The sequence below is a fragment of the Kiloniella sp. genome (genome assembly GCF_048270245.1).
In the GTDB taxonomy this organism is placed as follows: Bacteria; Pseudomonadota; Alphaproteobacteria; order Kiloniellales; family Kiloniellaceae; genus Kiloniella.
Window position 1 is genome coordinate 23,885 of the sequence record NZ_JBLWTH010000003.1, and the last position, 21,316, is coordinate 45,200.

18 protein-coding genes are annotated in these 21,316 nt (G+C 45.8%); 7 read left to right on the plus strand and 11 right to left on the minus strand.

The window, feature by feature from the left end:
- Positions 1-137: 137 nt before the first annotated feature.
- Entirely contained in the window at positions 138-1,301 is a 1,164-nt protein-coding gene (locus tag ACN0W5_RS07925; RefSeq protein WP_417453613.1) for an ABC transporter substrate-binding protein, read from the minus strand.
- Positions 1,302-1,563: 262 nt separating this feature from the next.
- Between ACN0W5_RS07925 and ACN0W5_RS07930 the strand changes: the two genes are divergently transcribed.
- On the plus strand, positions 1,564-2,448 hold the full coding sequence (locus ACN0W5_RS07930) for a DMT family transporter (RefSeq protein ID WP_417453614.1): 885 nt from the start codon (positions 1,564-1,566) through the stop codon (positions 2,446-2,448).
- A 3-nt stretch (positions 2,449-2,451) separates the two neighbouring features.
- Here ACN0W5_RS07930 and ACN0W5_RS07935 read toward each other — a convergent pair whose 3' ends face one another.
- From ACN0W5_RS07935 to ACN0W5_RS07980, 10 genes are all read right to left on the minus strand, one after another.
- Positions 2,452-3,189 carry a substrate-binding periplasmic protein gene (locus ACN0W5_RS07935; protein ID WP_417453615.1) on the minus strand — a complete coding sequence of 246 codons (738 nt, stop codon included), beginning with the start codon at positions 3,187-3,189 and terminating at the stop codon, positions 2,452-2,454.
- A gap of 250 nt (positions 3,190-3,439) precedes the next feature.
- Positions 3,440-4,189: a substrate-binding periplasmic protein gene (locus tag ACN0W5_RS07940; protein WP_417453616.1), complete on the minus strand. Its 750-nt coding sequence runs from the start codon at positions 4,187-4,189 to the stop codon at positions 3,440-3,442.
- A 343-nt stretch (positions 4,190-4,532) separates the two neighbouring features.
- Positions 4,533-7,193: a pyruvate, phosphate dikinase gene (gene ppdK / locus ACN0W5_RS07945; RefSeq protein ID WP_417453617.1), complete on the minus strand. Its 2,661-nt coding sequence runs from the start codon at positions 7,191-7,193 to the stop codon at positions 4,533-4,535.
- 8 nt (positions 7,194-7,201) lie between these two features.
- Positions 7,202-9,283: a glycine--tRNA ligase subunit beta gene (gene glyS / locus ACN0W5_RS07950; protein ID WP_417453618.1), complete on the minus strand. Its 2,082-nt coding sequence runs from the start codon at positions 9,281-9,283 to the stop codon at positions 7,202-7,204.
- Between the two features lie 4 nt (positions 9,284-9,287).
- Positions 9,288-10,322, minus strand: a complete 1,035-nt coding sequence (locus tag ACN0W5_RS07955; protein ID WP_417453619.1) for a glycine--tRNA ligase subunit alpha — start codon at positions 10,320-10,322, stop codon at positions 9,288-9,290.
- A gap of 107 nt (positions 10,323-10,429) precedes the next feature.
- A complete protein-coding gene (locus tag ACN0W5_RS07960) occupies positions 10,430-10,693 on the minus strand; it encodes a hypothetical protein (RefSeq protein ID WP_299379368.1) in 264 nt (87 codons plus the stop codon).
- A gap of 162 nt (positions 10,694-10,855) precedes the next feature.
- A complete protein-coding gene (locus ACN0W5_RS07965) occupies positions 10,856-11,752 on the minus strand; it encodes a S49 family peptidase (RefSeq protein WP_417453620.1) in 897 nt (298 codons plus the stop codon).
- A 107-nt stretch (positions 11,753-11,859) separates the two neighbouring features.
- A complete protein-coding gene (locus ACN0W5_RS07970) occupies positions 11,860-12,642 on the minus strand; it encodes a tRNA1(Val) (adenine(37)-N6)-methyltransferase (protein WP_417453621.1) in 783 nt (260 codons plus the stop codon).
- Complete coding sequence (locus tag ACN0W5_RS07975) at positions 12,642-12,902, minus strand: DUF2007 domain-containing protein (protein ID WP_417453622.1); 261 nt, start codon at positions 12,900-12,902, stop codon at positions 12,642-12,644. The genes ACN0W5_RS07970 and ACN0W5_RS07975 overlap by 1 nt, the downstream gene beginning before the upstream one ends.
- 271 nt (positions 12,903-13,173) lie before the next feature.
- Entirely contained in the window at positions 13,174-13,326 is a 153-nt protein-coding gene (locus ACN0W5_RS07980; protein WP_417453623.1) for a hypothetical protein, read from the minus strand.
- 858 nt (positions 13,327-14,184) lie between these two features.
- On the opposite strand from ACN0W5_RS07980, the gene ACN0W5_RS07985 reads away from it, so the two are divergent.
- The 6 genes from ACN0W5_RS07985 (at position 14,185) to ACN0W5_RS08010 (ending at position 21,245) form a co-directional block, all read left to right on the plus strand.
- On the plus strand, positions 14,185-15,183 hold the full coding sequence (locus tag ACN0W5_RS07985; RefSeq protein ID WP_417454026.1) for a polyprenyl synthetase family protein: 999 nt from the start codon (positions 14,185-14,187) through the stop codon (positions 15,181-15,183).
- 278 nt (positions 15,184-15,461) lie between these two features.
- Entirely contained in the window at positions 15,462-16,079 is a 618-nt protein-coding gene (locus ACN0W5_RS07990; protein ID WP_417453624.1) for a LysE family translocator, read from the plus strand.
- A 177-nt stretch (positions 16,080-16,256) separates the two neighbouring features.
- Complete coding sequence (locus ACN0W5_RS07995; protein ID WP_417453625.1) at positions 16,257-16,931, plus strand: hypothetical protein; 675 nt, start codon at positions 16,257-16,259, stop codon at positions 16,929-16,931.
- A 106-nt stretch (positions 16,932-17,037) separates the two neighbouring features.
- Positions 17,038-18,288, plus strand: a complete 1,251-nt coding sequence (locus ACN0W5_RS08000) for an APC family permease (protein ID WP_417453626.1) — start codon at positions 17,038-17,040, stop codon at positions 18,286-18,288.
- A 229-nt stretch (positions 18,289-18,517) separates the two neighbouring features.
- Positions 18,518-19,411, plus strand: coding sequence for a DMT family transporter (locus tag ACN0W5_RS08005; RefSeq protein WP_417453627.1), 894 nt, complete (start codon positions 18,518-18,520; stop codon positions 19,409-19,411).
- Positions 19,412-19,541: 130 nt separating this feature from the next.
- Positions 19,542-21,245 (plus strand): methyl-accepting chemotaxis protein, encoded by a 1,704-nt coding sequence (locus ACN0W5_RS08010; RefSeq protein WP_417453628.1) that lies wholly within the window; start codon positions 19,542-19,544, stop codon positions 21,243-21,245.
- Positions 21,246-21,316: the final 71 nt, after the last annotated feature.

Genomic DNA, 21,316 nt, shown 5'->3' on the forward strand with positions numbered 1-21,316 from the left:
GATCTTTCTGTGTCACATACCTGGAAATAAAAACGGAATAAGGAGCAGAGAAAAATATCCCTGCTCCAAAAAAAGAAAATGGCCCACGAGAAAAGTGAAAGGGCGTATCACAAATCTCGCGGGCTTCATTTCAGGTGTTACTGTGTTGCAGGTAATGAGCCCCAGAACACACCGCTATAGTCAATCGGGAGAAACTTGTCGTGTAACTCGACAAAGGTCGCTTCCGGATCGAGGTCCGAAAATCTCTCGGGATAGAACCATTTAGCGAATGTTTGTAACGCCACGAAATGATAGGGGCTGTTATAAAACTGGTGATAAATTGAATGGAACCGTCCTGTCTTCACAGCCTTTAGTTCGTTCCACCCTTTACGGCCAGCCAATGCAGCTAGTCTTTGATTAACTGCGTCTTTATCAGCCTCGTAACCAAACAGAACGGCCATTGTACCCGGCTGTGCTTTGGACCAGTTTGCACCAGTTCCCATGATAACATCGGGATCATCTGTAAAGATTACTTCTGGGTTTACTTTCCCGCGAAGGCCGGGGAACTTTTTGGTTCCCCAGTTCAAACCGCCAGCAAGATCAACCAGACGCCCGAGATTGGCACTACCAAATGTGCTACAGCATTTATCTGGGTTATAGCCAGCTGCATTTTCAATAAAGACAACGGGTTTATCTTCGTCTTTAATTGCTTCAATACGTGAAAACACAGTCATCATGTTTTTTTGATAATAATCAACGAATTCGTCGGCATTATCCCGTTCATCAAAGATACGACCCAGGATCTGCAAGCTCGGCACTGTGTGCTGCGTTGGGCGTTGTCGGAAATCCAAGAAAACAACCGGAATGCCAGCTTTATCAAGCTTGGTCAGGATGCCACTTTCCTGAGCCTTCAAAAGATTACCAAGATTGAGGAAGACCACATCCGTATCCAATGAAATTACAGTTTCCAGACTGTATTCAGCTGCATAGGGACTACCTAGGTTTTCAATTTCAGTAACCTCGGGAAACTTTGCCTTGTACTTATTATAAGCATCCGGATCATAATTGATCAGATCATCTTTCCAGCCGACAACACGCTTAAAGGGATTATCTCTGTCCAGAACAGCGATGGAGTAAATCATACGTCCTTCGCCCAGAACAACCTTTTTAGGGTTCTTTTCTACTTCAACTGTACGTCCCGCAATGTCCGTGATCGTCACTTTATCAGCCAAAGCAGCTTGTGGTGCAACAGCAAGACCAATAGTCATCGCCAAAGTCGCGGCAAAGCCAGTTGCTGCAACTTTCAAATTTGTGATCTTCATTTGATTTCCTCCAACGGGGTCAAACTCCGTGTTCAGTAGTGGGGAAAAATAATGCTTATTTTTCAACCCGAAGCATCGAATGAAGGCAGAGTACTTAAAATTAATGAGAATGCAAATGATTCGCATTGATTTATTTTTTAAATCAAATTCTGTTCCCGCTTTTTTTAAACACAGCTGATCAATTTACGTATATTGGCTATATCCAACTGCTTTCTTGCCTGATAGGGTGCACCTCAAAATCTCTTCACTGGATCACCCCGTCATGAATACAAGTCAGAAACCACTTTGGTTAATTCTCGCGCCTGTTGTCTTTACCATATTATGGGCCGGCGGCTATGGCATAGCCAAAGTCGGTTTGCAGTACGCCGAACCGATGACATTGCTTTCTTTGCGGTTTTCAACAGTGGTGATTTTACTGATACCTTTTTATTTCTTTTTCAAACCTGCGCTCCCCAAACGTTCTGCTGACTGGCTTCATTTGGTTGTTGTCGGCGTTCTGATGCAGGCTGTTTATTTTGGGTTTTGCTGGTGGGCTTTTAAAACTGGTGTATCAGCAGGCGTGCTCGCGATATTTATGTCGTTACAGCCTATACTCGTCGCTATTCTTGCCCCCAAGCTGGCTAAAGAAAAAGTCAGTTGGCTTCGCTGGCTTGGTTTATTATTGGGCCTTGCCGGGGTTCTTATCGTTATCATCGCCAGATCAAATATCGAACCACCAACCCTAATCGGCGTCAGCTTAAGTGTGCTTGGATTACTGGGAATCACCAGTGGTGTACTCTATGAAAAACGCTTTGGGGGCGGATATCATCCAATTGTCACCAATATGGTGCAATACGCCGCTGGTTTTGCAGTGGTTGCCCCTATCGCCCTAACTTTTGAAACAATGGAAGTTACGTGGACCCCTGAATTTTTTGCCGCGCTCGCTTATCTGGCAATCGGCAATTCAATTCTGGCAATCAGTTTGTTACTTGCCATGATCCGTGCAGGCGAAGTATCACGCGTATCATCCCTGATGTTTCTTGTTCCCCCACTTGCTGCAGTGTTCGGCTGGGTTCTCCTCGGCGAAGAAATGCCAATACTAGCTTGGGGCGGCATGGCTGTGGCGGCAATCGGAGTAATTATCGTTTCAAACAAGCAAAGGACTTAATCTTTACCCACCTTCACCCGGGTGTTTGCGTATCATATTAAATGCATCAACATACAACTTACCCAATTCTCCACTTTCACGAAGATACTTAATTTCCTTATTCAAAAGTGGAACTAGATCTGCATGACGCTTGTGAACATAATGAAACAAAGAAACAACCTTGAGTGCTGGACCATGTGTTCTGATCTTACGATTGGGAAAATTCTTGAGAACCTCAATACCACCTATCAGATCGGTTGCAATAATAACGTCAACATTCCCGGCATTTAGCTGTTCAAATAACTCCCTGACAGAATTAAAATAATAAGGGTTTAAGCCCTGTGTCAGTTCTTCGGAAATAAGAACACCTTTTTCGATACCAACTCTCTTTTCTTTCCAGCTCTCGACCGTCGGTAAAAAATCATCATCATGGTTCGTATAAATCCGAAAACGAAGATCAACATGCGGGGCGGACAACTGAATAAGATTTGGGTAATCCGGTGACAAACCCGGCCGGCGCATATTTTCCCCATCGGTAACCCCGGCATTCGCCTTTTCAAGTGACTCTCGCCCTTGATAGTCAGCAAAGGAAATTTGATACCCAATCCGTGCATATATTTTTTCCAGAACATAAGAAATGGCAAGGTCGCCATCCCCGTGCCCCAGGCGGGAAATAACCAGTTTTTGTTCTGTATCAGCAAAAGCACGGGTACTTAAATCAGTAGAGCTTAACAAAGAGACCACAGCAATCCCTAGCCACAAAAAACTGAAGCCTTGCACCACTCTACCATTCATTTTTTTTATGAACAGTTTGATATAGATTTCGTAGAATACCATCTTGACCTAAATACCATTACTCTAGCTAAGCTCTCTAGCTCCTCAGGCTAATGGTCAGAAGTTAATGTATCGTTGCCCTATCGCAATTTATTCAATGTATAATAGAAAAATAGTAGGCGACCTTATAGCCGCCTTTAATTAACAATCTGAATTACGAAGGAAAGAGAAAGTTTATTCATTCTTTTTTTGTGGCACGAAGGGCTTTAAACCCTTCGACATAAAGCTTTTTCAGCTCCCCGTTTTTCCTAAGACGTTCTATTTCTTTGTTCAGAGCAGGCACCAGACTGGCATTGCGTTTGTGCACGTAATGATACAAGGGGATTGTTTTGAGAACCCCACCCCACGTACGAATATTTGCATTTGGGTGGTTCATAAATACTTCCAGTCCACCAATTAAGTCTGTTGCAATTGCTACGTCTATATTGTCCTGATTTAGCTGATCAAAAAGCTCCCCAACAGAGCTATGTAAAACCGGATTTAATCCCTTGGTAATTTCGTTTGCGACAATCACACCACGAACAATCCCTACCCGAGATTTTTTCCAACTCTCAAACCCAGAAAAGAAACGATCCTCATGCTTTGTATAGATACGAAAATTAATATCAACATGCGGATAAGAGAGCTGGATCAGGTTTGGATAAACGGTTCCCAGTCCGGCCCGGCGCATATTTTCACCATCGGCTTCACCCGCATTTGCTTTCTCAACAGACTTTTTACCTGGGTAATCAGCAAAGGTAATTTCATACCCGACTTGTTTATAAATTTTCTCCAGGACATAGGAAATGACCTTGTCACCATCGGCATTTTTAAAGCGGGAAATAACCAGTTTATTGTCAGCCGCAAAGACAGAATCAGAAATAACAAATATCGCTGATAAACAGATTGCGACAATCCGAGCGTACCAAAAGTTATTGCGTTGCCGCATTCATACGATCCAATCTATCCAAATAATCTACCACTTTTAACTCATTAATTATTTGGCTTCTATTCTACTATTCCAGCTTTTAAGCGGTCATCTTTGATAACAGCCTCATCAATAATGAATAAGCTCTTTTCGTCGAGCATAACTTAAAGGTATTAAAATATCCTTTCGTTAGTTTGCGACATACTCCTGATAAAAAGGTCGAAAAAACAAATAAATCGTATAAAAAAACAACCGCTTAAATTATCTCAACAAACATTATCCTATCGGGACAATTGTTATTGCCTCAATAAAAAAGGGCGACCAAAGTCGCCCTTCTATTCACCTGTGCACCCATAAGGCAATATTACTTTTTGATCGCGGCCTGTGCTGCGGCAAGACGTGCGATTGGCACACGGAAAGGAGAACAGGATACGTAGTTCAGCCCAACCTTTTGACAAAAATTGATAGATGCCGGATCACCACCATGTTCACCACAGATACCAAGCTTGATATCACCACGGGTCTTCCGGCCACGTTCTGCAGCAATCTCAACCAGCTCGCCAACACCTTCCTGATCCAAAGAGATAAACGGGTCCTGTTCGATGATGCCATTACGCTCGTAAGCGCCAAGGAAGTTCCCCGCATCATCACGCGACAGACCAAAGGTTGTTTGAGTAAGATCATTGGTCCCGAAAGAGAAAAACTCTGCTTCTTCCGCAATATCTCCGGCACGAAGTGCTGCACGCGGCAGCTCAATCATCGTACCTACAAGATACTTCATCTCAACACCTTCGGCGGCCATCACTTCTTTGGCAACCCGGTCAACAAGTGCCTTGAGGATCTCGAGCTCTTTCTTCATACCAACCAGCGGGATCATGACCTCTGGCTCAACGGTCTGACCTTCGGATTTTGAAACCTGTGCAGCAGCTTCAAAAATGGCACGGGCCTGCATTTCATAGATTTCCGGATAGGAAATGCCCAAACGACACCCACGGTGCCCAAGCATCGGGTTTGTTTCCGACATCTTTGCTGCACGCGCATGCAGTTTTTCAATCGGCACACCCGCCGCATCGGCAACATCCTGCATTTCTTCCTCGCCATGCGGCAAGAACTCATGCAATGGTGGATCGAGCAACCGAATTGTCACAGGTAATCCGGCCATAATCTTGAAGATTTCAACAAAATCTTCGCGCTGCATCGGCAAGATTTTATCCAAGGCTTTACGACGTCCTGCTTCATCATCAGACAGGATCATTTCACGCACAGCAACAATGCGGTCTGCGTCAAAGAACATGTGCTCTGTACGGCAAAGCCCAATGCCTTCCGCGCCAAAACTGCGTGCGGTGCGACAATCATTTGGTGTTTCGGCGTTGGTCCGTACTTTCATGGTCCGGATTTTGTCTGCCCATTCCATAAGGGTAGAGAAATTACCAGACATTTCTGGCTGAATTGTTGGGATTTCGCCCAACATAACTTCGCCATTACTGCCGTCGATGGTAATGATGTCACCAGCTTTAAGTTCTTCACCGCGAACAATCATGGTTTCGTTTTTGTAATCCATGCGCAGATCACCCGCACCGGACACACACGGACGCCCCATGCCACGCGCAACCACAGCCGCGTGTGATGTCATTCCACCACGAGAGGTCAAAATACCTTTCGCAGCATGCATGCCATGAATATCTTCCGGTGATGTTTCCGTCCGGCAAAGAATAACGCCCTTACCGGATTGGGCCATTTTCTCTGCTTCATCGGCAGAGAACACAATTTGGCCAGATGCCGCGCCTGGTGATGCCGGCAAACCATGGCCAATAACATTACGGTCTGCTTTGGGATCAAGTGTCGGATGCAATAGTTGATCAAGCGCCGCCGGTTCAACACGACCAACGGCCTCTTCTTTTGTGATCAAGCCTTCGTCGACCATATCAACGGCAATCTGAAGCGCCGCAGCTGTCGTACGTTTCCCTGCGCGAGTCTGCAGCATAAAGAGCTTATTGGACTGAACGGTAAATTCAATGTCCTGCATATCGCGATAGTGCTTTTCAAGGATATGACGCGTTTCATCAAGCTGCTTGAACACCTCTGGCATTGTCTCTTCCATAGATGGAAGGTCAGAGTTTTGTTCTTCTTTCCCTTTGATGGTCAAGTTCTGCGGCGTACGGATACCCGCAACCACGTCTTCGCCCTGTGCATTGATCAGGTACTCACCATAGAAAGCATTTTCGCCTGTCGAAGGATTACGGGTAAAGGCAACACCTGTGGAACAGTCATCGCCCATGTTCCCAAAAACCATGGCCTGTACGTTGACCGCGGTTCCCCACGCTGCGGGGATATCATTGAGTTTACGATAGGTCGTTGCACGGGCGTTCATCCAAGACCCGAATACAGCGGATACTGCGCCCCAAAGCTGTTCTTTCGGGTCTTGCGGGAAAGGCTGTCCGTATTCTTCTTCAACAATTTTCTTGTACTGAACAATGATACCCTTCCAGTCTTCGGCGGAAAGTTCTGTATCAAGGATCAGACCATTATCTTCTTTGTGAAGCTCCAGAATTTCTTCGAAGAAGTGGTGATCAACTTCGAGTACCACATCACTGTACATCTGGATAAAGCGGCGATAGCTGTCATAGGCAAAGCGTTCGTCACCTGATACCTTGGCAAGGCCTTCGACCGTGATATCGTTAAGGCCAAGGTTAAGGACAGTGTCCATCATACCCGGCATAGAAGCCCGAGCACCGGAACGAACAGAAACAAGCAGAGGGTTCGCGTTGTCTCCGAACTTTACACCGACAATATTTTCAATTTGGCCAAGGGCTTCATCAACCTGACCAGACAGATCAGCCGGATAGTTTCGATCATTATCATAATAGGCCGTACAGACTTCGGTAGAGATGGTAAAACCGGGTGGGACCGGAAGTCCCAACGATGACATCTCGGCAAGGTTAGCCCCCTTGCCGCCGAGTAGTTCCTTCATGTCGGCTTTGCCGTCAGCCTTGCCATTCCCGAAACTGTAGACCCATTTGGTCATGTTCTCATCTATCCTTCTATTCGTGAGAAGTCTGCAACCTGCCCCAGGATCACACCAATCCGAGATAACAAGCACAGACGGTTTTTTCGCAAGGTCGGATCATCATCGTTCACCGTTACCTTATCAAAAAACGCGTCCATCGGAGGTCGAAGTCCGGCAAGTGCCGCCATCGCCCCGGTGAAATCTTCACGTTCCAGTGCCTTTGTGGCTTCCTGGGAGGCTTTTTCTAAAGCCCCGTGCAACGCCTGTTCTTCAGACTGTTGCAACAACACAGTATCGACTGTCGCATCGAATACCGCTTTATCTTTTTTCTCTTCGATCCGGACAATGTTCGCTGCCCGACGGTAAGCGGCCAGAAGGTTGACCCCATCATCGGTTTTCAGCAATCCGGCAAGTGCATCAACACGGGCCAGTAAACGAACCAGATCATCTTCGTCCCCAAGGGCAAAGACCGCTGTAATCAAATCGTGACGAACCCCTTTGTCTTTCAATGCGACCTTGAGACGGTCAGCAATAAAAGACATCAAACCATCGATGGTTTTATCTTCGGATTGCGTCAATTGGCCTGTGTAGGCCGAAAAGCTTGCCGCGAATGCTTGGCGCAAATTAATCTGCAAGCTGTTTTCTGTAATAAGGCGAATAATACTCAGCGCGGCACGGCGCAGCGCAAAGGGATCTTTTGACCCTGTTGGCAACTCATCAATACCGAAAAAGCCAACCAATGTGTCAATCTTATCTGCCAATGCTACTGCAACCGAAATTGGTGCAGAAGGACAGCGATCAGACGGACCAAGTGGTGAATAATGATCTGCGATCGCTTCCGCAACCAGTGGGCTTTCACCGTCATGCAGGGCATAATAACGCCCCATTATGCCCTGTAGTTCAGGGAATTCATAGACCATACCTGTGCTTAAATCTGCTTTGGCGAGTTCAGCAGCACGACGAGCATACGCAGGATTACATCCGGTTTGCTCGGCCAGATCACTGGCAAGAACAGAAACGCGCCCCATTTTATTGGCAACTGTTCCCAGCTTGGCTTGGAAGACAATTGTTTCCAACGCATCCACACGGCTTTCCAGCTTGTCTTTTCTATCCTGATCCCAGAAAAACTCTGCATCGGAAAGACGGGACGCCAGAACGCGCTCATTACCGGAAATGATCGTTTTACCGCCATCGACAGCTTCTGTGTTGGCTGCAAAAACAAAGCGGTTCGCAAGCTTCCCATCACCATCAAGAACAGAAAAATACTTCTGATGCTCTTTCATTGATGTGGATAGCACTTCATGCGGCACAGACATAAAGCGGTCGGCAATTTGGCCCATCAACAGAACAGGCCATTCAACCAGACCAGTCACTTCATTCAGAAGTCCCTGATCATCTTTCAGGCTCAGGCCCTCGGCAACACATAACTCTTTGGCTTGCGTTTCGATCAGGTCACGACGCTCGTTTTCATCTACAAGTACCTTGGCAAGGCGAAGCTTGTGCAGGTAATCATCCAGATTTTTAACCTCGAACCAATCCGGTGCCAAAAAGCGATGTCCCCGGGTTTGGTTGCCAAAATCCAGCGTCTGATTACCAAAATCAAAAGAACCTTTGAGGGTTTCGCCTTTGAAGATTGCCAAAATAGAATGCAGTGGACGGACCCATCGGAAAGAGTTTTTTGACCACTTCATGGACTTAGGCCATGGGAAATTCTTGATTGTTTCGACAACAATCTCTGAAAGAACTTCGGTGGTATTCCGTCCTTTGATTTCATTGACCACAAAGTAAAAATCACCTTTGGGCGTATTTCTTACTTCAGCCTGATCAATAGATGTCAGGCTATTGGCCTTCATAAAGCCTTCGAGTGCCTTTTCATGCGCACCGACCTTTGGGCCTTTTTTCTCTTCACTGACATCGGGCTGCTTTTCAGGCAAGCCATCAATAACCAGCGTCAGACGGCGCGGCGTTACAAAGGAACGCGCATCGGTAAAGGCCAGGCCAGCTGATTTCAGCTGATCGCACACATTCTTTTTCAGATCGGCCGCCGCCTTTGCCTGCATGCGCGCCGGGATTTCTTCTGAGTGAAGTTCAAGTAGAAATTCAGACATACCCTTAAGCCTCTTCCAACTGGGTTTTATTCCAGGCTTCGCAACATGCTTTTGCCAACTCACGCACACGGCCAATGTAGGCCTGGCGTTCCGTCACGGAGATCACACCGCGAGCATCGAGCAAGTTAAAGAGGTGACTGGCTTTCATACATTGATCATAGGCCGGCAGAGGCAAGAGATTGCCTTTTGCCTTACCGTTTTTCTCGGCATTGGCTTCACCGAACTTTAAAATTCGCGCACATTCAGCTTCGGAATCTTCAAAGTGTTTAAACAGCTCATCTGTCGAAGCAATTTCAAAGTTGAAGGTCGAAAACTCGACTTCGTTTTGATGGAAAACATCGCCATAGGTTTTTCCACCTTCTTCAGCAGGAACCCCGTCCCAATCAAGGTCGTAAACATTTTCAACGCCCTGAACATACATAAAGAGGCGCTCAAGACCATACGTCAGTTCCAAAGGAACCGGATTACATTCGATACCGCCAACCTGTTGAAAATAGGTAAATTGACTGACTTCCATGCCATCACACCAGACTTCCCAACCAAGTCCCCAGGCGCCCAATGTCGGGCTTTCCCAGTCATCTTCGACAAAACGAAGATCGTGTTTGGATGAATCAATGCCAATGGCATCCAGTGAACCCAGATAAAGCTCCTGCGAGTTTGCCGGGGACGGCTTCATAATAACCTGGAACTGGTAATAGTGCTGCAAGCGGTTTGGGTTATCCCCATAACGGCCATCAGCCGGACGACGACAGGGCTGCACATAGGCTGCGCGCCAGGTATCCGGGCCCAAAGACCGAAGCGTTGTCGCAGGGTGGAACGTCCCGGCCCCGACTTCCATATCATAGGGCTGAAGAATAACGCAGCCCTGACGCGCCCAGTAATCTTGTAACTTGAGAATAAGGCGTTGCACACACCTTTCAGGGTCAACAATGATCTTTGTTTTCGCCCGTGTTTTTACCGGGGAAGCCGAAGCTTGAACCGGGCTATTAAGGTCGTCGGACTTTTGTACGTCAGACTTTTTTGCGTCGGACTGGGACATATCGTTATTTGTCATTTTGCTGCAGTGCGAAATTTGAATGAACTTATAATGACCAGCATTTGGAATCAACAGCCACAATGCCGGAGTCGAGATATTTTTTGTCGCTTCTAGCCATTGCCCCCGCAAGAGCATTTGCTCTTGGCAGGAATATACGCTTTACACGCCGGACACTGGACCATATCCAGCGATCCGTTATCATCTTGATTTTCTTGGCTTTGACTTGGTGTACGTCCGGTATTTTGCCGCGCGTTTTTCTTGGCACCATTACCAAGCGATTGTTCCCGTCGGCCTTTGACTTTGAAAAACAGATAAACCCCGCCAATAACCAATCCGAGTACCAGCAACTTACCTATAGAGGGTATTCCGAACATACTATCCTAACCATACCGCGTATTGCGGTGTTTTTTATTGTTTGTCGTTCAGGGGAATCCAAGACCAGATTATCCCGGATTCCATTGTCTTCAAACCGTTCTGAACAAAAATTGACCAGAACCAAAACAGTTCTCTTGAACCACCCAAGCAGTTCTTATGAGCTACAGACCGTAACGGTCCCAATGAGCACGTTCTTCAACAGCGGCCATCACACCACCAGCAATATCAGCGGCGTTTACACCACTCAATCCTGCCAATCCGGCCCCTTTCATAAGGGCATCACCGCCACCAAGGCCCAATTTAGCCTTTAACCAGCTACGCTTGCCTTCGACTTTGATGAGTTTAACCTTTTCACCAAATTCAAAACGCATGATCTGATGCATTGATCCCAGACCATCGATCAAACCGTACTCTTTGGCTGTGACACCTGTCCAGAATTCACCAGAAAAGATTTCTTTTTCATCAGCCTTGAGCTTACCAGTCCGGCGTCCTCGTACCCAATCCATAAAGTTTTCATGGATCTGGGTCAGAATACCTTTCAGGCGCTTGACATCTCTGGGGCTTTCTTTTTCAAAAGGATCAAGCGTGGATTTAAGATCACCAGCGGTGCGTACGCGGCGTTCAATACCATGTTTCTTAATCAGTTCAGGAAAACCAAATCCCGAGGAAATCACCCCGATGGACCCAATCACAGATGATTCCATGGCATAAATTTCATCAGCGGCACAAGCCAGCCAATATCCACCCGAAGCAGCTACATCTTCACAAAAAGCATAGACTTTTACTTCATGTTTATCTGCCAAGTCCCGGATCAAGCGGCCGATCAGATCAGATTGAACAGGTGATCCCCCGGGTGAATTGATCGACAGTGCAACAGCCTTGATATCATCCATCTTAAAAGCTTCGGTCAATTGATCTTCGACAGAAGCAAGAGTAAGACCAGACCGCATTGGACCTGCGGCACCGATCACGCCATGAAGCGCAACAACAGCAACCTTAGCAGGGGGATTGCGAAAACATTCGATAGGAAGTTTAGCTAATAGCTTTTTAAGCTTCATAATGTGCCTTATTAAAATTGTTCCAAAAACTTGTAACCGTTGAAAAGAAATCCCACAACCGTGAACAGTCCGACTTTGTGGACCAAAAGCGAAAAATCTTTTCGCCCTTAAAGTGGGAGTGCCCCTCCCCTTCTTAAAGCCCCGTCAATTATATCTGTATAAGAGCCATCAGTTTTGTGCAGTTTATGTCCTGCGGAAATCATCATCGGCTTAGATATTCCTCGCCGCGCCCGTACGATAACACGCTTGGCGGGCTGTCCTTCGTAAGGCCACAGCGGACAGACTTCGATTGCCCCGGCTTTTTTTTCGCGAAACACAGACAGAATTTCATCCAGACGGTCCGCCCGATGAATAATTGTTACCGCACCTTTTTGCTTCACCAATTTCAAAGCCGCCAACATCCAGTCTCGCAATGTTGCTTCGCCTTCGTGGTTGGCAAGTAATTTTATTGGGTCAGGTGATGCATGTGACGATCCCTTGGGCATAAAGGGGGGGTTGCAAATAACCTGATCAAAAGACCCCAGAGCAAGATCATCCGGTAACCGCAACAAGTCACCGTTCACCAAAGACCAGCGATCGTGCAGATGATTTACGTCTTTGTTTTTTTGCGCAATTTGAAACAGAACGGGTTGCAATTCCAAAGCTGTGACCTTTGCCTGTGGCTCTCTCCCCATCAAGCATAATCCCGCGGTTCCAACGCCACTGCCAAGATCCAGTATTTTTGCACCTGATGCCATCTCAACCGTTGCCGCCAAAAGCACGGCGTCAATGCCCGCCCGATATCCCTTGGCAGGTTGGAAAACGGTCACTTTTCCACCAATAAACTCATCTTCGGTCAGGGCAAAATCCTTGAGAAGGTTTTCAGGTAACCTCTTGGGAAGATCCGGCATCAGATATCGCCCTCAATCTCACCTGCATCGTGTAAGATTCGACGTGCCCGCAAGGCATCTTCTTCTAACACCATGACCCTACGTTGAATCGCCCCAATGGACCCTTCGATAATAGATGCATGTTGATCCAAAACCGCGCACTCTATCCCCCCATCAGACAGCAATGCCTGAAGCCAGGAAATTTTAACAATGTCATTGGTACGATAGATTTCAATCACACTCGATAGCCCGTTAAGATCCAGTATAAAAACAACACACATCAGAACAGAACATCTTATGCAGAACCAAGGAAAGCCAGATCAGCAAAGGTCTTCTTATATTGTTCTTTGCAAGAACCTATCGTTCAAACAAGCAGGCGGCAAGAAAAGATGACAAACAACTTACCCCACCTTTTTTTAACCCCGTCGGTATTCGATCATTACACGACTAAAATTAAACATTGCTACTGAATAACCACTTCCCGTGAAAAAACTTGCCTGTTAAAAAATGTCGGTGAATAAGCCCTGTCGGAACATCCACTTCCGACCAATGTCAGAACTCACCCGCGAGAAGATGTTTCTTTTGGTCAATCGCCGAGGATAAAAAATCCATACAAGCCCGAATACGACCAACCTTCCGTAGATCAGGATGCGTCAAAAGCCAAAGTTCATTATCAAAGCCATCAAGCGGTGTCTTCAAAGCCACAAACTGGGGTCTATTGCCGCCATAAAACAAGGCAAAATAGCAACACCACCCCCATGACGCACCGCATCAGCCACAGCAAGTAAACTGTTGTATCGGGTTTTCACCTGCCCATAGAGACCATTGCGTTGCAGCTATTTATAGATCCTTAAATGCGCAAGACTTTCATCCGGGCCAATCCAATTCAGATCTCTTAAACCATCAAGACTCTCGATTTTCCCGTTGCTATCCAGAAAATATTCATGATCCCCAACGCGTCCATAAAACCTGTCGATACGTCCCTCTGTTATTCAGGCCGTGCCAGAAGATTACCAAAGCAAATTAATCGACTTCTTGCTCAAAAAAAGTTCCTATCTTTCCCGTATGATCAGTCAAAAAGCCGCCTGAAGAAAAAATTCACCCCCTAACTATTACGCAAGATAAAAAGCAGGCAATCAGATAAAAGAAGATTTTCAACAACTGATTGCCTGTCTTGATGACATCCCTGATTGGCAGCACCTGAGTATCTGTGGCCTGAACTTTGTCTTCACAATCCAGTTGCTTTACCTATCTGCCTGTTTCTTAATCGTCACACTGCTATAAAAATACCGTTATCTTCCCTATAAAAATGCTGTTATCCGGTTTACTCCCCCAGCCCCTTCCTATAAGAACGACCTATCGGGAATAACGGTTCCGGAATAGTAATTGAGGAATGACGGTCGGGGAATTCCGATCGGCGCACGAAATCCTTACTTGGCTTTTCTGGACCTTGGTAATTATTAGGGGAAGAACGTGGCCATTGCTGCGGATGTAAATTCTGATCAAAAAGATCCTAACGTCACCTCTGGCCCTGGATCAAAAAATAGCGGATCACCAAACGCCATGCAAAAAAACGGTATGCCCAAGAATGGCATGGACGTCCTGATGGACCTCGTTTCCGACGACTTGCAGGCTGTGAACGCCTTGATCATGAAACATATGCAATCCAATGTGGTTCTCATTCCACAGCTTGCCGGACATTTAATTGCTGCTGGTGGCAAAAGATTGCGTCCCTTGTTAACACTCGCATCAGCACGCCTTTGTGGTTACCAGGGTGACCGTCATTTTGGACTGGCTGCCTGTATTGAATTCATTCATACAGCGACGCTTTTACATGATGATGTTGTTGACGAAAGTGACCTTCGTCGCGGACGCGACACCGCAAACGCAATTTTCGGTAACAAGCCAAGCGTTCTTGTGGGTGACTTTCTTTTCAGCCGCGCTTTCCAGCTTATGTCCCGTGACAGTTCTTTGGAAGTCATACGCATTCTCTCAGATGCCTCTGCCATTATTGCCGAAGGTGAAGTGCAACAGCTAATGACAACAAACGATCTGGAAACAGATCGTGATGCCTATCTGGAAGTCATCAGTGGCAAAACGGCTGTTCTTTTTGCTGCATCCTGTCAGCTTGGTGCCGTGGTTGCAGAACGCCCGAAGACCGAAGAGCAGGCATTGGAAAACTATGGTCAGTATCTCGGTATTGCCTTCCAGCTTGTCGATGACATCCTTGATTATTCTGCCAAACAGGCTGCCTTGGGCAAAACTGTCGGGGACGATTTCCGCGAAGGTAAAATGACTCTCCCCATCATTCTCGCCTATGAACGGGCAAATGATGAAGAGAAAGCTTTCTGGAAGCGCGTCATTGAAAATCTTGACCAGAATGATGACGACTTGGACACAGCAATCGCCTTGTTGAACAAATACAACGCGCTTGAAGATAGCATGGCAACAGCCCGTGATTATGTTGAAAAAGCCATAGCAGAATTAGATATATTCCCGGATAGCCCCGAGAAATCTGCTCTTGTGGGTGCTGTTCAATTCTCAATTGCCAGAGAGTTTTAAGAAAGACTTTTAAAAGCACATAAATTCGATACACCCAAAACTATTCTGCTTTGAATATATCAATACCACTTAATGGTATATTGGGTGATATTAGGGGCTTATCTTTTTGGCGTCCTGTAAGATAGACAGCGCCCAAGAGGTATTGTTATTTCAAAAACATCACGATACCCTGTTTCCCGCGACATAACTCTCTTTTTAATTAGGCCACTTGTCGCAGCAGCTATCACAAAAGGTCGTCAAACTTCGGTTCATCTGGCCTTTCTGCAAAAGGAAAAGTTATGTCCGTTGAGTTTTTGATTACATCACTTGTCGTGATCCTTATACCCGGCACGGGTGCCATCTATACCGTCGCAATTGGCCTCTCCGCAGGGCGAAAAGCATGCCTTGCTGCTGCATTCGGATGCACCTTGAGTATTTTACCCAGTTTGACTGCAGCTGCTTTCGGCGTTGCTGCAATCCTTCATACAAGCGCGCTGCTCTTTCAACTTATTAAGTTTTGCGGCGTGGCATACCTTCTCTATCTTGCGTACCAAACGCTGATGGATAAAGGCTCGATAGCGCTTGATCAAAACAAGGATATTCCTGTCAGCAAACGAAAAATCATCTACACAGGCATATTAATCAACGCCCTCAACCCAAAACTATCCATTTTCTTCCTCGCCTTTTTACCACAGTTTGTCGATGCAAAGTCAGCAACCTGGATGATGGACACGATTACCCTTGGGCTGGCTTTCATGGGCATGACCTTTATGGTCTTTATCGTCTATGGCTTTTTTGCTGCTTTCATCGGGAATTTTGCCTTAAAGAGCGAACGCTTTATGCGTTGGTTCCGAAGAACAACAGCTGTTGCCTTTGCCGGATTTGGCATTAGGTTAGCCTTTGCTGACAACACCTAAGTTCTCTCCACCCTCCTGCGTTTTTTCATAAAAGTGGTTAATTTCAAAAGAGTAGTTAAAATCTGTTAACACTCTATCAATCAGGATGTTCTATTCTGCTGTCCATGAGTGTTCGGCCAAATGACCGTAGCGCCAAGGGGAGAGTTCGGTACGACAAGGGCATGAATAATTTAAGGCATGAATAAATTTAAAACGACGAAGGCGGTTAGCCGCCTAAGCATCATACTTGCTATTCTTGTTCCGCTGGTTTTCATTGGCATCGTTATGCTGAAAAACCAGAAAATTCCGGCGGGCTTTGAAATCGTAAAATTTGGCGGTATCATGCTTGGTATCGCCATCGCGGTATGGGTTGCAGTTCGCATGACAGCGATGCTAGCTACCATCCTTGGTGATTGGCTTGACCGTATTCTTTCAAAAGCGCTTGGCAACAAAAAATCGGATCAAGACGAAGACAAAACCGGGCCCCACGCCAACAACGTGATTGATGCCGAAATAGTGGACGAAGAGACATCTGACGGCGTTTGGCGGAGTAACGATACCAACGGCAAAGCAGAACCCGATTGGGCCAAAGCAACAATAGACCCGCATGCTGCCCTTTCATCACCCCAGAACATAGCGCAAAAACAAAAGCGCATTCTTGCACCACCTTCCAAAACAACAAAAACTATCATGGTTGTGATTGCCTTTCTTGTGATCTTTGGCTTAATTAGCAGTCTTTTTGATGATGAATGGCTCACCCTGTTGGCCCCCATCCCCGGATTATGGGCCATTATCAGTTTATGGTCGATCTGGGACCCCAAGAAAAAATCAGTCGCAGCTCAAGACTTGACTAAAAATCAAGATCATCGATAGGACTGTCTTACATCAAAGGCAGCCTCGCATATTTCCGATAATATAATCTTAATGGTCTGATTTCTTATGATATCAGCCTATCAATTAAAACCTTAAGGGCCTATTCTTGATCGATATTCAAAGCAATAGAACCAAAAACGATAAGAAACCACAATTACGACGCAGGTTAACTTTACCGCTTCTTATTTTGTATGGGCTTGGCGTAACCATCGGGGCCGGAATTTACGTTTTAGTGGGCGCGACAGCTTCTAAAGCGGGGATATACGCACCAATTTCATTCCTTATTGCAGCAATCGTTGTTGCATTTACGGGCTTCTCATACGCAGAATTGGGAACACGCTATCCTGTTAGTGCCGGAGAGGCAGCATATGTCAAAAAAGGATTTAATTCCAAAACATTACAACTACTAACAGGTTTCCTTGTCATAACATCGGGCGTCGTATCTTCTGCAACAGTTGCCATTGGTGCAGCTGCTTACCTAGAGAAATTACTGCCTATCCCAAGTGCGTATCTAATAATTCTAGTAATCGTCGTTATCGGCATTATCGCCGCATGGGGAATTCTAGAATCAGTTTTTCTTGCCGCTATCTTTACAGTACTTGAAATATGCGGGCTAAGCTTGGTGATATGGATTGGTGTAAATTCTAATTCTGATATTATCAGCAGATTGCCGTCGCTTCTCCCTCCATTAGAATTTTCAGTTTGGAGTGGCATTTTTTCTGCGGGTTTGCTCGCTTTTTTTGCTTTTGTAGGCTTTGAAGATATTGCGAATGTTGCAGAAGAAGTAAAAAATCCGCGAAAAACACTTCCGCTTGGAATAATTACTACTCTAGTCATTGCAACAATTATATATTTTGTTGTTGTATCTGTGGTTGTTCTCGCAGTGCCAATGGATACTTTAATAAAATCAAGTGCACCACTCGCTTTAATATTTGAAAATACCGATCTGAAAACACGCGGTTTTTTCAATATACTCGCAATCATCGCCACGATAAATGGAGCACTCATTCAAGTGATAATGGCATCCCGTGTTCTATACGGTTTATCATCACAACAAAGCCTGCCAAGTTTTTTATCCTATGTTAATCCTGTAACGAGAACACCTATAACAGCAACTTTTGTCATTATCATTCTTGTCATAATACTTGCCCTCTTCTTTCCCATAACAGAATTGGCAGAAATAACCTCACAAGTTGTCCTTATCGTCTTTGCCTTAGTGAACATGGCTTTAATTTTCATCAAAAAGCATGAAAAACCCACATTATTCCCTTCTTATTTTCAAGTCCCCAAATGGATACCTTATATGGGTTTCACTTCAAGTAGCTTATTATTTTTGGTAAGTTTTATACCTACCTGATATTCCCACAACAAAACCCCTAACTTTAGTTTCAAGCAAACACCATCAGTACAACATTTAATGAAATCGGAATTATTCTCGAGATTAGATTTTCTAATCCTGTTTAATAATTTTTATCGGCTTGCCAGATTTCATAATCTCTTTAAAGTCCCCAGAAACAATAACAGAGCTTTATAGAAACCAGATAAAGCCGAACCAAACAAACTATCTCGTTGTAACAGGACACCCTATGTTTCTCGTTGAAATCGCGGCTCTTTCTGCCGCCACCTGCTGGGCCGTTGGTAGCATTGTATCTGTAATGCCCGTAGAGCGCCTTGGGACCATTGGGTTTAATCGTGTTCGCATGCTTATTGTCTTTGCAATGCTTGGTAGTTACGTCACGATTTTTGGTGGCTGGGAAACAATCCAGCAAGACCAAATTGCGGAAATCATGCTATCAGGTTTCATTGGAATTTTGCTGGGTGATACCGCGCTTTTTGCAACAATGAACAGGCTTGGTCCCCGACGCACAGCCATTCTCTTTTCCACAAATGCCCCCATGAGTACTTTGTTGGGCTGGATATTTCTGGACGAAGCTTTGCCACCCATGGCGCTCATGGGGACAATCCTTGTTATTGCGGGGGTTATTCTTGCCATTGTCTATGGTAAACGCCGCGATCAACTTCATAAATGGGAAGCAATTAAAGGGCCGCTGGTTATCGGGGTTGGCATCGGTTTGATTGCTGCCCTAGGACAGTCTGTTGGCTCCCTCATCGCCAAACCCGTAATGGCATCGGGTGCAGATCCCTTTGCTGTATCAGCCATGCGTGTGGGTGTAACAGCTATTGGTTTGGTCATTTTATGCTCTGCGCCTGTTCAAGCGTTCAAACTAAAAACCAAACTAGATAGCCAGATCATTACCCACATTGTCATTTCTGGTTTTCTCGGCATGTTCGTCGGGATGACTTTGATCCTTTATGCACTGGCAAGGGGGGATGTTGGCATTGTGGCAACCTTATCTGCGACAACCCCCGTTATCATGCTTCCCCTGATGTGGTTCCGAACCAAAGAACGTCCGGCAATCGGCGCATGGATCGGGGCTATGATCGTTGTTATCGGGACTGGCCTTATCTTTATGGGTTAGACGACATCTGTATGGGTTAGACGACTCCCCACTTAAGTTGAATAAAACAAGACTAATTAATCTAAAAAGATATTTTTAATCTTTTCGTCATATCCTTGTATTCCTGACCTCATATGAACCAGGAAGACAAATGAATAAAATAAAAAAGGCGGGGTTCCGTATTGGGCACAGATTAATCGCATTGATTGTCTTTGCCTCGGTGGGCCTACTTATCGTCGGTGGCGTTTCTCTTAGCAGTTTACGAAGCGATCTTTTCCAGCAAAAACAGACCGAACTAAAACACATCATTGAATCTGCGATCAGTTTGTCCGACGGATATTATAAACGCGCCCAAGATGGGCAAATGTCAGAAGAAGAGGCAAAGCAAGCTGCTTTAACGGCTATCAACGGCATTCGTTACGGTGATGGTGATTATCTATGGGTCAATGACAAAGACTCAGTAATGATCATGCACCCGATCAAACCCGCTTTGGAGGGAAAAGACCTTAGCAAGCTAGAAGATCAAAACGGTAAACTAATCTTTCCCGCCTTTGTCGATGCTGTAAACAACTCGAAAACAGGCGGTGGTTTTGTTGATTATCTTTGGCCAAAGCCTGGATCTGAAAACCCGGTCGAAAAGCTGTCCTATGTCCAGAAATACACCAATTGGGGTTGGATAGTAGGCACTGGTGTTTACATGGATGACTTTGACGCTGCCCTATTGGAACGGACCCAACTCCTTATTGGTATCATACTTGCGGTCTTGTTGATAACAATTGCAATCTCCGTTGGTGTCACCCGGAGCATCACATCACCACTAGGCAAAATGACCCAAGCTATGATGGACCTTGCCCACGGCAAAACGGACACAGCTGTCCCTCAACCAAAATTTAACGATGAAATAAAAGACATGGCATCAGCGATGGAAGTCTTCCACGCCAACGCTCTTGAACGTGAACGCCTACAGAGTGAACACGAAGAACAGCAACGCCGGGCCAATGACGAAAAACGAGCAATGCTGGCTGAACTTGCCAATAACTTTGAACAGTCTGTTGGTGTCCTGACACAACAGGTCGCAAACAGTGCAGTGCAATCCAGCGCAGGCGCACAGGAAATGGCTGCTATTGCCGGCGCAACCAGCAGCGAAGCCAGCGCCATTGTCGAAGTTTGTCATGTTGCGTCAAAAAGCGTTAATGCAGTCACCAATGCATCTCAACTGTTAACAAGCTCTATTGAAGAGATCGACACACGAGTCCGCGAATCTTCGACGGTTGCAACCGAAGCTGTTAGTCAGATTAAGAAGACAAATGAAGAGGTCGAAGGCCTTTCCGAAGCAGCGCGTAAAATTGGCGATGTTGTCGGTTTGATTTCAGATATCGCAGAACAAACCAACCTGTTGGCGCTCAACGCAACAATCGAAGCAGCCCGTGCTGGTGAAGCAGGAAAAGGTTTTGCCGTTGTCGCGTCCGAGGTAAAATCTCTGGCGACACAAACGGCAAAAGCAACCGAGGAAATCTCGGAACAGATCACATCAATGCAGTCAGCCACGGGGACGGCTGTTGGGGCGATTAAAGGTATTCAAGATATTATTACCAAAATCGATGAAATATCTGGTACAATATCAGAATCAGTAGAACGCCAGAACCAAGCGACGCAAGATATTGCACAGAATGTACAAGAAGCGTCGTACAGCACAGGACAGGTTACGGATACTATCGATCGCGTTCGAAGTACTGCCGAAAATGCAAATGCTGCGGCACAGGCTGTGGAAGGTATGATTATCCAAATGACTGATAATGCAGACCAACTAGGTAAAGAAGTTGAAGCTTTTTTAAGCAAGGTTAGGGTCGCTTGATCTCCATCCCCTAACTTTTGTTTAATGAGCAGGCCCCGATAAATCCCCCCATCGGGGCCTGTTCTTTATCT